Origin of the sequence: Virgibacillus sp. M23 (assembly GCF_034190895.1) — a bacterium.
Taxonomy (GTDB): domain Bacteria; phylum Bacillota; class Bacilli; order Bacillales; family Amphibacillaceae; genus Virgibacillus; species Virgibacillus salarius.
In genome coordinates this window covers 1-13,180 of sequence record NZ_JAWDHA010000005.1, presented here as the reverse complement: position 1 = coordinate 13,180, position 13,180 = coordinate 1, and the positions used below count along the sequence as shown (strand labels likewise).

At 37.4% G+C, this 13,180-nt stretch carries 10 protein-coding genes and 1 pseudogene; 4 read left to right on the top strand and 7 right to left on the bottom strand.

Annotation, left to right across the window (positions count from 1 at the left end; all coding sequences use genetic code 11):
• Positions 1-2 precede the first annotated feature (2 nt).
• The 6 genes from RVS70_RS03005 to RVS70_RS02980 all read right to left on the bottom strand — a co-directional run bounded on the left by RVS70_RS03005 (position 3) and on the right by RVS70_RS02980 (position 7,519).
• Positions 3-950 carry a DMT family transporter gene (locus tag RVS70_RS03005; RefSeq protein ID WP_121603849.1) on the bottom strand — a complete coding sequence of 316 codons (948 nt, stop codon included), beginning with the start codon at positions 948-950 and terminating at the stop codon, positions 3-5.
• A 230-nt stretch (positions 951-1,180) separates the two neighbouring features.
• Entirely contained in the window at positions 1,181-2,899 is a 1,719-nt protein-coding gene (locus tag RVS70_RS03000) for an amylo-alpha-1,6-glucosidase (RefSeq protein WP_121603850.1), read from the bottom strand.
• A gap of 37 nt (positions 2,900-2,936) precedes the next feature.
• Positions 2,937-3,761 carry a carbohydrate ABC transporter permease gene (locus RVS70_RS02995; RefSeq protein ID WP_026682526.1) on the bottom strand — a complete coding sequence of 275 codons (825 nt, stop codon included), beginning with the start codon at positions 3,759-3,761 and terminating at the stop codon, positions 2,937-2,939.
• Entirely contained in the window at positions 3,761-4,714 is a 954-nt protein-coding gene (locus RVS70_RS02990) for a carbohydrate ABC transporter permease (protein WP_051388431.1), read from the bottom strand. Before RVS70_RS02990 ends, RVS70_RS02995 begins: the two co-directional genes overlap by 1 nt.
• A gap of 111 nt (positions 4,715-4,825) precedes the next feature.
• The gene (locus RVS70_RS02985) at positions 4,826-6,256 is read right to left on the bottom strand and encodes an ABC transporter substrate-binding protein (protein ID WP_121603851.1); all 1,431 of its coding nucleotides are present in this window, start codon (positions 6,254-6,256) and stop codon (positions 4,826-4,828) included.
• A gap of 471 nt (positions 6,257-6,727) precedes the next feature.
• Positions 6,728-7,519, bottom strand: a complete 792-nt coding sequence (locus RVS70_RS02980) for an SDR family NAD(P)-dependent oxidoreductase (RefSeq protein ID WP_034679513.1) — start codon at positions 7,517-7,519, stop codon at positions 6,728-6,730.
• A 295-nt stretch (positions 7,520-7,814) separates the two neighbouring features.
• Here RVS70_RS02980 and RVS70_RS02975 point away from each other — a divergent pair, with 295 nt between their 5' ends.
• From RVS70_RS02975 to RVS70_RS02960, 4 genes are read left to right on the top strand one after another with little or no spacing between them, the layout of a single operon-like run.
• Entirely contained in the window at positions 7,815-8,996 is a 1,182-nt protein-coding gene (locus RVS70_RS02975) for a galactokinase (protein ID WP_026682529.1), read from the top strand.
• Positions 8,997-9,989: a UDP-glucose 4-epimerase GalE gene (galE, locus tag RVS70_RS02970; RefSeq protein WP_321132486.1), complete on the top strand. Its 993-nt coding sequence runs from the start codon at positions 8,997-8,999 to the stop codon at positions 9,987-9,989.
• Positions 9,990-9,997: 8 nt separating this feature from the next.
• Positions 9,998-11,494: a UDP-glucose--hexose-1-phosphate uridylyltransferase gene (locus RVS70_RS02965; protein WP_121603853.1), complete on the top strand. Its 1,497-nt coding sequence runs from the start codon at positions 9,998-10,000 to the stop codon at positions 11,492-11,494.
• On the top strand, positions 11,491-12,516 hold the full coding sequence (locus RVS70_RS02960; RefSeq protein WP_026682532.1) for an aldose epimerase family protein: 1,026 nt from the start codon (positions 11,491-11,493) through the stop codon (positions 12,514-12,516). Before RVS70_RS02965 ends, RVS70_RS02960 begins: the two co-directional genes overlap by 4 nt.
• A 592-nt stretch (positions 12,517-13,108) precedes the next feature.
• On the opposite strand, the pseudogene RVS70_RS23355 reads toward RVS70_RS02960, so the two are convergent.
• A pseudogene (locus RVS70_RS23355) lies at positions 13,109-13,180 on the bottom strand (RNA-guided endonuclease TnpB family protein); the annotation flags it as partial.

Genomic DNA, 13,180 nt, shown 5'->3' with positions numbered 1-13,180 from the left:
AGTTAGCTATCCTTAGAGACGTTTACCACTTTTCTTTTCTGTCCTTTGTAATTTACTGCAATTATTCCAGTAGCTACAAGTATCAATGCTCCCATGATAAAGATGTTTAATGACTCCCCAGGGATAAACATCGCAGACAAGATCGCTCCTGAAACGGGTGTAATAAATTTAAACATACTTATCTCGCCAGCCTTATTAAATTTCAGAATAGAGTACCAGAGGCCAAAAGCGACAGCAGAAAGCAGTGCGGAGTAAATAAAAAGCATCCACCCAAGTGGTGTAAACGTTATCGCATTTTCTTGCAACTGCGGAATACCAATCACTAGCATAAGACCTGCCCCTATCGTTAACTGCCAACCAGTTAACGCAAAAGGATGGATACCGATAGCAAGCTCCTTTGCCATAATCGTCCCTATGGCGCTTGTTAAAGCTGCCAGTATCATATATCCCTCTCCCGTTACCTGAAAAGTGAGTTTAAGCTCTTCCCCCCAGTTAGCAACAATAATCCCTGCAAATCCTGCCATAAGCCCTACTGTTTTCTTCCAATTGATACGGTCATTTGTATAAAAGAAATGGGCTAAGACAACCGTAAAAAAAGTACCACTTGATAGTAAAATAGCTCCTTGCATACCAGAAACTTCTGCTAACCCATTATAAAAAAAGAAATACTGTAAACTAGTTTGAAGAATTCCGAAGATTACTAGAAAAAGAATCTGTCGCTTCGTAACGAATAATTTCTTAGGATTAGAAAAAATTAATCCCACTAAAAGAATTAGACCTGCTAATAAAAAGCGCATTCCAGCAAAAACAATCTTAGCAATTGTGTCATCTTTAGCCATTTGTAATTCTTCATAGCTTACTTTCAATACTGGAAATGCACTCCCCCATAAAATGGAACAAAAAATAGCAATACATACGACAACCCATTTTCTTTTAAGCATACTATCCATTTTATGTCATCTCCTATGTTGTTTTGTAGAATAAAGTGAAACTTCAATTAGTTGGGGGATGTTTATCACCCACTGATGGTTCGTACCACAAGGGTATGACCTAAAGACCTTTGAACAAATCGGACATTTACTGGCAGCTGATCCCGCACTTATCGATATTGGTTTCACGTTATTCCTTGAAGTGGGGTCTTACTGCCAGTTATATGCAGGGAAAAGTTACCTAGAAATCATTAAAGAGATGGCTTCTCTGTTTCTTTATTCACATATTCATGTGCCAAGATAAGAAACACACTTGACGTCCACGTAAATGCTCGATCTCGTAAGCCTTCTCCCGATACAGCATTAAAATTTTCTGCCATTCCATGTTTTAATGCCATATTACAGAATTTATGAGCTAGGTCTCTAGCAAACGCTTCTTCCCCTGATTCCATTAATCCATCAATAAGCAACATGGTGGAAGGTGCCCAAATAGGTCCACGCCAATAACCGTCCTCTAAATAATATGGGCTCTGCAAGCTTTCAGTAGCAAGGCCATGTTCCGTTAAAAACCGGTTTTCATCCTTCAACCCTTCAATTAATCTCAATCGGATTTGTTTTGGAAGTCGCTTTGCTAGAATAATTGGCATAAATAACAATAAACTATCACCAGAACGCACATTTTCACCTGCGAGCTTTGCGACAAACTGCTCACCATCCCAAAAATAGGCTAACATATCGGTTAAAAGCTGATCTGCCTGCTTCTTCCATTCTTCGTAGTCCATTTGGAAATGTAAGCGATTAGCTATTTCTGCCAATGTTTCCATTTGTAAAATTAAAAATGCACAAAGATCTGGACTTTCGATAGGTATCCCTTGATGAAACAATGTACTATTATCCCAGCCACTATCATTACCATGTTGATATTCTGGAAATCCATTGTTATCAACATCACGTTCTTTAAAGAACCAACTGGTCCACTGTTTTAATGGTTGATAAATCTCAGCTAAATTTTCTTTTGATAATTCATTTGAATGTTTTAACATCCATGCCAACGTCCACCCATGAATTGGTGGTTTACTGCAATTCCAATAAGCAAATTGATCATTCATAAAATCTGGCAAAAGGCCGTTTTTTGCTTGTACATCAAAAAATATCATGAATTGATCCCAAGCTAACTTCGGATTCTTTTTGACTAAAGCCATTGCATTAAAGCAATGATCCCAGCTCCAAATATTTGTCATCCAATTCTTTGACATATACATCGCTGACCTTGGTAAATATCCCTCTTGTTTAACAACACAGGACCATGTTATGTAAGCAGCAAGTTGTCTTCCAGCTTCATATTCCGCCGGTACCGGCAACGTGTTTTCCAACCATTTTTTGTATTCGTCATTTACGTGATCAAGGGCTGTTTCAAACGTCGGATAATCGTTTTTTTGTTCATAGATTGTAAGAAACTCTTCAATAATTCCTTCTACAGTACCATTGTCTTCTCTAGGATGAAAATCTGCAATCACATAAGAACTACCATTTATATCCCAAGGCGCACTTACATCTAACTCCCCAATAAAGGGAGTTAACATAAATCGAATGCTTTGTGAAAAAACATTCACTTGCCAGCTTCGCGCTTGATAATAAAAAGCATTATCATAAGCATTTGTAACAAGAGATAACCGTAAACCAACTTGTTCCCCATAAATACGCAGACAATGAGCTTCTGAATAAATTAATCGAACTACTCCTTCTTCCGCTTGAAGGCAGAGGCAAGTCTCCGCTGCAATTGCATTAAAAGGTATACAATGTCCATTTTTCGTCACATCTAATTTAAATAAAGCGCCGACATCGTCATCACCACCTCTGATTGTACGTAAATAAATTCCTTCCGAACGATAGTCATTTTTAGGTAAATAGGAAATACTAAGATAAGAGCCAAATCGGCTAAAGGGTATATGTTTAAGATTTATATTCAACGATATCTTCTCCTCACATTTAATCTTCTATCCTATTTTACTTTACAGATCCGGATATACCTTCGATAAAATAACGTTGCATTACTATAAATATTAAAATTACAGGCAAGAGGGATATCGATGCTCCAGCTGCCATCCCTGTCCAATCCGTTTGATATTTACCAACAAATGAGAGCATACCCACTGCCAAAGTTCGTAAATCTGGATTATTTAATGTCAAAACGAGTGGAATTAAAAAAGAGCTCCAAGTCCAAATAAATTGCATAATTACAGCAGTAGCTATAACTGGCTTCGCAGAAGGAAGAATGATTTTAAAAAATGTTTTTAGAAAACCACTTCCATCTATAGCTGCAGCTTCTTCGATTTCTTTAGGCACGCGAGAAAAAAATGCTGCAAATAATAGAATAAAAAGCACGTGCGCCCCACTGGACTCTGCAAGAACTACACCGAATAACGTGTTAGATAATCCTAAAAACTTCATTAATTCATAAAGCGGAATGATTGTATACCCTGTAGGAATGAACATCAGCGCTCCGATAATAACGATCATTGTCTTTCTACCAGGAAAATCCACTCGCCCAAGCGCATATCCTGTTAAACAGCTTAATAAAACTACTATAGTTACAGTACCTAAAGTGATGACTACAGAATTTAAAAAGTACCCAGAGAAATTGGCAACATCCCATGCTCTAGTGTAGTTCTCCCAGTTCAACGTCTCTGGTATGGGATTAATTCCAGAAGTTAAAAAAGATGCATTGGTTTTTAATGAAGAAGATATCATCCAGATAAAAGGGTATATCCAGATAAAACCAAATAGGATTAAAAAGATATGGATTATTCCCCAAGTTATTTTTGAACGCATTACTTCTCCACCTCAACTTTCAATCCATTTTTATTTTTATGTCTATTGACCTTCATAACTACCCAACCAAGTAATAAACTTATTATGAATACTGTCATGCCTAATATCACACCAACTGTAGAGGCATAACCAACCTGAGATGGACCCTCTGAAGCAAACGCGAATCGATAAATATATAACTCTAAAGTTTCGGTGGAAAAGAACGGACCACCATTTGTTAATGTTTTTACTAGGTCAAATACACGCATACTGCTAACAGTTGTAAGTAATAATATCGTGGCTCCAACTGGTGCCAACATAGGTAACGTAATATAACGTAATGTTTGCCAATGTCCTGCACCATCAATTTTTGCAGCTTCATATAACTCTTTAGGAATCATCTGTAAACCTGTTAGCCAATAAATCATGATAATTCCTATTTCTTTCCAAGATCCAACAATGATAAGAACGATCATAGCTGTAAATGGATTAACTAACCAAGGTATAGCTTGGTCGATCACACCGACCATCACGAGTACTTGGTTGATTAAACCTTGATTACCAAAGATATTTTTCATAATAATCCCAACGATAGCTGTTGTTGTTACGACAGGAAGGAAATAGATGGTTCGATAAATAGTTCTTCCCTTCAGATTTGGACTATTTAATATTAAAGCAAGTATTAAAGCAACAGATACGGAAATAGTGGTAAAGCCAGATGTATAAATAAACGTATTTTTAAATGCATTCCAAAATTTTTCTTCAGTAAACACATTTTTATAATTATCGAATCCAATAAAATCAGTCAGTGGTCCTATACCAGACCAATCATAAAAGGAGTACACATAGCTCATAATAATGGGATAAAGAGATAAGCCCAAAAACACAATTACTTGTGGCAAGATAAATAAATACGCCCATATATATCGTTTCTTTGTATGCTTACTTATCGTCTGCTTTGCTATTTTGTTCATACAAATTCTCTCCTAATCAAACAAGCTCTAATGAAAAAGAAAGAGGACAAACTACTACGTTATCTCATAGTATATTCACTTAAGTAGCTCGCCCAATTTCATCTAACCACTCTATTTCAACTCTTGATACTCTTTTTCTGTATAGGGCTCATACGGAACCCAATTTGGAAATTGAAAATCCTCTCTAGAAACATTTTCATTTTCTTGAATTGCCTTAGTGAAAGCAGCATTATAGTCATCCGTGAAATCCGTTAATGCTCCTTGTAAATCTTCCACCTGTCCCGTTAGGTAGCCCATTAAAATAGAACCTGCGTCATTATCTGGTGCGTTCTTTTGTAGCGCAAGGCGTACTTCTTGCGTTTTCGGGTTGACAACAACCGGATTAGGGACACGAACCGACATCTCAGAGAAAATCTGCGCAATGTCATTTACTTCGGAAAATGGTAGCTCGACATTAATATCAGACGCTTCCTTCGCAATCAATGGCTCACCATCCTTGAGAATTTCGCGATATATATTTTCCTGTAAAAATTCTAAAAATAGTTTTACTTCATCCCAATGCTCGGTATCTTTAGATACATAGAGACCATCGTTACTACCTAATCGAAATTCTCCATATTGCTGACCATTTGGATTCTTTGTGGGTAAGGGAACTACTCCCCAGTCATCAAATCCATTTTCATGAAGTAACTGACCCGTCCAATTCCCATCGATTAGAAAAGCTGCTTGACCAGCAGTAAAAAGTTCTCTTGCTACCGTAGAATCTGTTTCCAAGGTTGATGGTGATAAAGCATTGCTATCCAATAAATCCTTCATCAATTTTATTGTCTCTACATATCCTTCTGTGTCATATTTATAATCGCCATTTGCATAATCATAACCACTTTCTGGTGAAAGCTCTGTTGCCATTAATTGTGTTACAGCCCTTACTAACCAACCAGACTGACCACCGAATATGAGACCATAAGATGATCCATTGGATTGATCATATATTTCTATACCCACTTCCTTTAATTCCTTCCATGTTTTCGGAACTTCATCAATCCCAAGATCATTCAATACTTGTTTATTGTAGAACATATAATATGTCCCACCTTTGTATACCGGAAACAAATACACATTTCCATTTAGTGATGCATTCCCTTCATCAAAGACTCCCTCCGTGTATTGCGATTGAACGTCTTTTGGAAAAACCTCATTTAGTTCATGTACAAGATCTAAATCTACAAATTCATTTAACGTAAAGGCATCCGTACTAAATATATCAGGAAGATTACGATCAGATATTGCTGCTTGGTATTCTGCTTCACTAGATTCAACATTCAAATTATTAAGTTCAACCTTAATATCTGGATGTTCTTTTTCAAATTTTTCGATTAAGATGGGAAAATAGCTTCTCCCCGCAGCAACGTTATTCCAAAGCTTGATTGTTGTTTTATCAGCATCGTCTTTATCTGCTTTTGAACTATCACTTTGACAACCAAGTAATAGAATTCCTAAGAATAAATAACAAATCATTATAAAAAAACACTTTTTTACCATGCGCACACTCTCCTTTATTATTAATTGTAATAGCCTATTAAACTAGCATTTCAATTAGTTGGAAGCTTGTTTATCTCCCACTGATTGGTAGTACCACACAAGGGTATGACCTACAGACATTTGAACTAATCGGACATTGACTGGCAGTTGACCCCACCCTTACCCATATTAGTTTTATTTTATTGCTTGAAGGTGGACTTACTTCCAGTTATATGCGGAATAAAGTGAAGCTTCCATCCGTGGGGGGTTTTTCCCCACGGATGGTTAGGTGAACCAATCGGACATTTACTGGCAGTTGTTCCCTCACTTAGCCATATTGGTTTCTCTTTATTGCTTGAAGTGGAGAGACTTACTGCCAGTTATATGCGGGATAAACATTCTTACAAAAGGAATACAAAAAACCGTATTTGTAACTGCTTATTCATGAAAATAAGCCCCCGTCCCAAGAAACGAATTGCCTCTTCATAGAACTCAAGCCAATCCTCCACCATCAACGACTAAAGTGGTTCCGGACACCCATGCAGATAGATCACTAGCTAAAAATAGTACTCCTTTGGCAATATCCTCAGGTGTACCAATTCGTTGCAACGGTCGATTAACCCCAGATGACACTAAAAATTCTTGATCATTAACATTTAATTGCTCTGCCTCCCCTCTTAATAGCGGTGTGTCTGTATCACCTGGACATATACAATTAACACGGATATTATCCTTTCCATGATCAATTGCCATTGCCTTAGTCATATTCACCACTCCTCCCTTAGCTGCACAATAAGAAGCGGCATCATCTCCTCCTTTTAATCCCCAGCCGGATCCTGTATTAATAATGCTCCCTCCACCATGATTACGCATGATTGGGATTACATACTTAGATAGTAAAAACACGCTTTTTAGCGATACGTCCATCACAAGATCCCAATCAGATTCCGTATGATCTACCGTATTTTTCCTTCGGATAACACCAGCATTATTAAATAATATATCTATATTACCGGAAACGCTTTCAATAATAGCAACCACAGCTTGGCAATCTTCATTAGAGGTTACATCACATTGTAAAAAAGCGGCATCACCCCCAGCCTGTACAATCTTGTCAGCCTGGTAATTCCCCTCCTCTGTATTAATATCAAGCATAAACACTTTACAATCTAATTCAGCCAATATTCGAGCTGTTGCTAAACCGATCCCTGATGCAGCACCTGTAATAACAGCTACTTTATTTGTTAATCCAAATAATTGTTGATTATCCACGCTAACCGACATCCCCTCTCACCTAAGAATTATTCACTTAATTAAATTAATTAATTATTAAATTTTTAAACATGTTATCATGCTAATATAATTGTGTCAATATTCTTTTTCTTTAAAAATATGTAGAAAATAGCATACTAACTACTAACTTTAATTGTCTAACAGGTACTAATTAGATACAAATATATGTTTGAAAATTATAACTTATTATAGTAGAATTAAATAAATTAATTTAATTAATTATTTTGTAGTGGTTTTTTTCTATTTCTGCGTCGTTATTTATACGTTTATTCAACAGGAGGTACTTATGAACATTGAAGCCTTAAAAAAGGAATTTCATACTATTTTTCATGCAGAAACAACACCACGGATATTTTTTGCACCTGGAAGAATTAATCTTATTGGGGAACACACCGATTATAATGGAGGTTATGTCCTGCCTGCTGCCTTGTCATTTGGAACTTATGCATTGGGAGTAAGACGAAAAGATAAGAAATTTCGTTTTTATTCGATGAATTTTCCTGAAAAGGGGATTGTAACATGTGATATTACGCAGCTCATCTTTGATCCGGCAGATGATTGGGCGAATTATCCTAAAGGAATGATTCAGCTACTACGGGAGCACACCAAATATATTCAAACCGGTGCTGATATTCTCTTTTATGGAAACATTCCAAACAGAGCTGGCCTTTCTTCTTCTGCTTCGATAGAAATGGTAACTGGAATTCTATTAAAAAATTTGTATCAATTAAAAGTGAACCGCTTGCAATTAATTCAATTAGGGCAAAAAGTAGAGAATACATTTATAGGAGTTAATAGCGGCATTATGGATCAATTTGCAATCGGTATGGGAAAAACAGGGCAGGCGATTCTATTGAATTGCCAAAGTCTTGAATACAAATACGCTCCGTTACATTTAGAAAACTATGTCATCCTAATTATAAACACAAATAAACATCGCCAACTTGCTAGTTCAAAATATAATCAACGTCGTTCCGAATGCGAACATGCATTAAAAGCGTTACAGAGTAAGCTCCCCATTCAAACTCTTTGTGAACTGACCCGTGAAGATTTTGATGCAAATAAGCATGTAATTAGGAACAAAGTTATCCAAAAACGGGCAAGGCATGTTGTCTATGAAAATGCTAGAACATTAGATGCAGTGCAAAGCCTACAAGAACATGATCTACAGCAGTTTGGAGAATTAATGAATGCATCACATCAATCGCTTCAACAAGATTATGAAGTGACTGGTTTAGAATTAGATACTGTCGTTGAAGCTGCCTGGGGTCAGGAAGGTGTATTAGGAGCTCGTATGACAGGTGCAGGTTTTGGTGGTTGTGCAATAGCAATTGTAAAAAAGGACAAAGCTGATTTGATTATAAATCGTATTAATAAAATATATGTCAACACTGTTGGATACAATGCGACGTTTTATACAGCAGTTATGGAAGATGGAGCAAAAGAACTAAGCGAAGGAGTGCTTTAATTGCGTATTTTAGTATTAGGAGGAGCGGGTTATATTGGCTCTCATGCAGTATATCAATTAATCGATCAAGGTAAAGATGTAGTTGTCATAGACAATTTACAAACAGGTCATTCCAAAGCGATACATCCAATGGCAACCTTTTATAAGGGGGATATTAGAGACATTAACTTTTTACGTGACGTTTTCAAAAAGGATTCCGTTGATGCAGTCATACATTTTGCTGCGAACTCATTAGTTGGTGAATCTATGGAAAAGCCCTTACTCTATTTTGATAATAATGTCTATGGTACACAAGTCTTATTGCAAGTCATGGTAGAGTATGGAGTCAAGCATATTGTGTTCTCTTCAACTGCTGCCACATATGGCGAAGCTACTATCAACCCTATTCAAGAGACGATGCCTACAAATCCAACTAATGTCTATGGCGAAACGAAGCGTACAATGGAGAGATTAATAGAATGGACGGCCAAAGCCCATGGAATTAACTTTGTATCACTCCGATATTTTAATGTAGCTGGCGCACGAGAGACAGCCGAGATCGGAGAGGACCACCGTCCAGAGACACATCTTGTGCCAATCATTTTACAAGTAGCACTTGGACAGCGGGATGCGATAACGATCTTTGGTGAAGATTATGATACTGACGATGGTACCTGTATTCGCGATTATGTCCATGTCGAAGACCTTATTCAAGCACATATCCTAGCACTTGATTATGTACAAAATGGCGGTAAGAGTGATGTGTTTAATCTTGGCAGCAATACTGGATTTTCCGTTAAACAAATGATAGACTCAGCGCGACGCATTACAGGGAAATCCATTCCAGTTAAAACGGGAGAGCAACGAGCTGGTGATCCGGCTGTCCTAATTGCTAGCTCCAAAAAAGCTAAGGAAGTATTGGGATGGAAGCCAATGCGAACTTCGATTGAAACTATTTTAAGCGACGCTTGGAAATGGCATACGACACATCCGAACGGTTATGAAGGGGGATGAAAAGAATCATGATTTACCAACAACTTTCGAGACTAATTAAGCAAGCCCTTACCATTGGTTTCATTGAGGAACATGATCAAATCTATGTTAGAAATCAAGTCATGCATTTACTTAACCTAACCAACTTCCCAGAAGATACCATTCCATCGATAGAGGATTCCATACCTAATTTGCTAGAAAGCATTGTAGAGTATGCAGCTCGCCATCAAGTAATAGAAGATATTTTTGAAGAGAAAGAAATGCTGGCTGCTTCCATCATGAACTGTTTTATGGCTCGTCCATCCGATATCAATAGAACGTTTTACGCAAAATACGAACAATCACCGCAAGCAGCCACGGATTATTTTTACCAGTTAAGTCAAAACAGTAATTATATTCAATTGAAACGAATACAGAAAAATATTCATTTTAAAACAAATACACCTTACGGAAAAATGGATATTACTATTAATCTTTCCAAACCAGAAAAAGACCCTAAGGAGATTAAACGGGAAAGAGAATTAAAGCAAGACCTAAACTATCCTAAATGTGTGTTATGTATTGAAAATGAAGGGTATGCTGGACGTGTGGGCTACCCAGCACGTGCCAACCATCGTGTAATACGGGTGCCATTATTGAAAGAGAATTGGTATCTCCAATATTCACCGTATGTTTATTATAATGAACATAGTATCTTACTTGCAGAAGAACATCGCAATATGAAAATAGATAAACAGGCATTTGAACGTTTGGTACAATTTACCGAAATGTTTCCCCACTACTTTATTGGATCAAACGCTGATTTACCAATCGTCGGTGGTTCCATTTTAGGTCATGATCATTATCAAGCAGGCAATTATAAGTTTGCCATGGCGCAAGCAGAAGATGCTTTTACCTTTGCATTAGATCCATTTAAACATGTATTATGTTCCGTATTGAAATGGCCGTTATCTGTTATTCGGTTGCAAAGTAAAAACAAAGAACAATTAATAGCAGCAGCTAATTTTGTGCTGGAATCATGGAAAGGATATACAGACGAATCCGCCTCTATCTATGCCTTTTCAAATAACATTTCTCATAATACGATTACTCCAATTGCTAGACTACATACTAACGGCGTCCATGAATTGGATCTTGTCCTACGGAACAATCGCACCTCTGACGAACATCCCATGGGAATCTTTCACCCCCATGCTGATGTTCATCATATAAAAAAAGAGAATATTGGACTAATTGAAGTAATGGGGCTAGCTGTATTACCAGCTCGATTAAAGGAAGAATTAGCAGAGATTAAAAAATATCTGCTTGATGAAGCGTGCCATATTGCGGATTATCATCAAGCATGGAGTAAACAATTGAAAGAAACATATGGTTCTATTAAAGATAAAAATGAAGCATTATCCATTATCATGGAAGAACTAGGAAAGAAGTTCACTAAAGCCCTTGAAGATGCAGGCGTATTTAAAAACAAAGAGCAATTCTTACGTTTTATCAACTCACTAAATAGAAGTGACGATACAATATGAACATACTAACTAAAGCAGTTACAGAAAAATGGAAAGAATATACATTAATAAATGACAAGCGAATGTCCGTTAGTCTCTTAAATTATGGCGGTATCATCACAAAAATAATGGTTCCGGATCGAGATGGTAATATAGAAAATGTCGTACTAGGATTTAAAAATTATACAGATTATAAAATCAATCCTGCTTTTTTTGGTGCATTGGTTGGTCCAGTAGCTGGTAGGATTCAAGGTGCTTCCTTTCAGCTCAATGGCAAGGAGTATTTACTGGAGAAGAATCACGGGCTTCATCACCTTCATAGTGGTGCAAACGGATTTCACCAGGTGATCTGGGATGTCCAACCATTGCAAACAGACGATACTGTTGGTGTGAAGCTGACGCATAATACAGCAGGTAGTAATGAATTTCCGGGTAATGTGTCTGTAGCTGTGACATACACGTTAACAAATAGAAATGAACTCACGATTCATTACCATGCAACTACCGATAAAACAACTCCAGTCGCTTTAACGAATCATAGCTATTTTAACTTAAATGGAAATGCAAAACACAGCGTGAAAAATCATGTTGTGGCATTTAATAGTGATTCATTTATTGAACTAGATCATGAATTAATTCCAACCGGAAAACAGCTCGATGTCAAACAGACAACTTTTAACTTCCGCAATGGGCGTTATCTAGCAGACGGCATGTTGACTCCTTCTGAACAGCATGAGATTGCAAGTGGTGGCTATGACCATTACTTTCTGTTTGATGGGATTGGAAATATACAGGTAACCGAAAAAAAATCCGGCCGAGTGATGAATATTACTACAAGCCAACCAGGAATGGTGCTATATACAGCAAATACTTTGGAAAAAGATATGAAGTTAGCCAACGGATTCGCTGACAAGTACATGGGAGTATGCTTCGAAACACAAGGAACTCCAGCCTCTCTCCATCACAAGCAGTTCCCATCCATTCTTTTAGAGCCAAATGAAACATACCAGGAACAAACGGTATACTCCTTCCATATAAAGTGAAACTTCACTCCGTGGGGGTTATTGTTTATCCAGCACGGATGGTTCGTACCATAAGGGTATGACCTAAAGGCCCTTGAATCAATCGGACATCTACTGGCAGTTGGTCCCCAACTCATCCATATTGATGTCCCATTATTACTTGAAGAGGGATATTCCTACAAGGTTATATGTGGGACAAGACGGAGACAAAATTGTTTTGATCAGACAACAGCTAGATCTGATAGCTGCTCTGGATATATACGTCGCTTTTCCGCGAGCACATTGGTTAGCCTCCCTGTGCTAATGGTACTGGTGTTTCTCTAGTTGAATAAGAAAGACTTCGGGTAGCTCCTTCTGACGAGTAGCGAATAGAACGAAGGACATGAACCTTAAAAGATAATTTGTCGTTACCAGACTTCAGTATTCTAGAAAAGGAGATGTCCTATTTTTTTCAAACTATCATTCTACATGCCAATGCAATTAAGTGAACTACTCCCACCACTTACCACCCTTACGGATTGCTTGAAGTGGGGGTTTCTTGGGTAATCGCCACTTTTAGTAGCTGACGAAATGGACCAAGCTAACCCTCTTGTTCCAAGAGTTTATATTTTCATTAGGCACTTGCTAATAAGCGAATGCCTTCTTTTTTGATATTGAGAGCTGAATTATAATCTCTATCGAGATT

What these genes read in the sequence shown, in the direction of transcription:
- RVS70_RS03005 (WP_121603849.1), bottom strand. Translation starts at nt 950, where the DNA reads ATGGATAGTATGCTTAAAAGAAAATGGGTTGTCGTATGTATTGCTATT.
- RVS70_RS02995 (WP_026682526.1), bottom strand. Translation starts at nt 3,761, where the DNA reads ATGCGTTCAAAAATAACTTGGGGAATAATCCATATCTTTTTAATCCTA.
- RVS70_RS02990 (WP_051388431.1), bottom strand. Translation starts at nt 4,714, where the DNA reads ATGAACAAAATAGCAAAGCAGACGATAAGTAAGCATACAAAGAAACGA.
- RVS70_RS02985 (WP_121603851.1), bottom strand. Translation starts at nt 6,256, where the DNA reads ATGGTAAAAAAGTGTTTTTTTATAATGATTTGTTATTTATTCTTAGGA.
- RVS70_RS02980 (WP_034679513.1), bottom strand. Translation starts at nt 7,519, where the DNA reads ATGTCGGTTAGCGTGGATAATCAACAATTATTTGGATTAACAAATAAA.
- RVS70_RS02975 (WP_026682529.1), top strand. Translation starts at nt 7,815, where the DNA reads ATGAACATTGAAGCCTTAAAAAAGGAATTTCATACTATTTTTCATGCA.
- RVS70_RS02965 (WP_121603853.1), top strand. Translation starts at nt 9,998, where the DNA reads ATGATTTACCAACAACTTTCGAGACTAATTAAGCAAGCCCTTACCATT.
- RVS70_RS02960 (WP_026682532.1), top strand. Translation starts at nt 11,491, where the DNA reads ATGAACATACTAACTAAAGCAGTTACAGAAAAATGGAAAGAATATACA.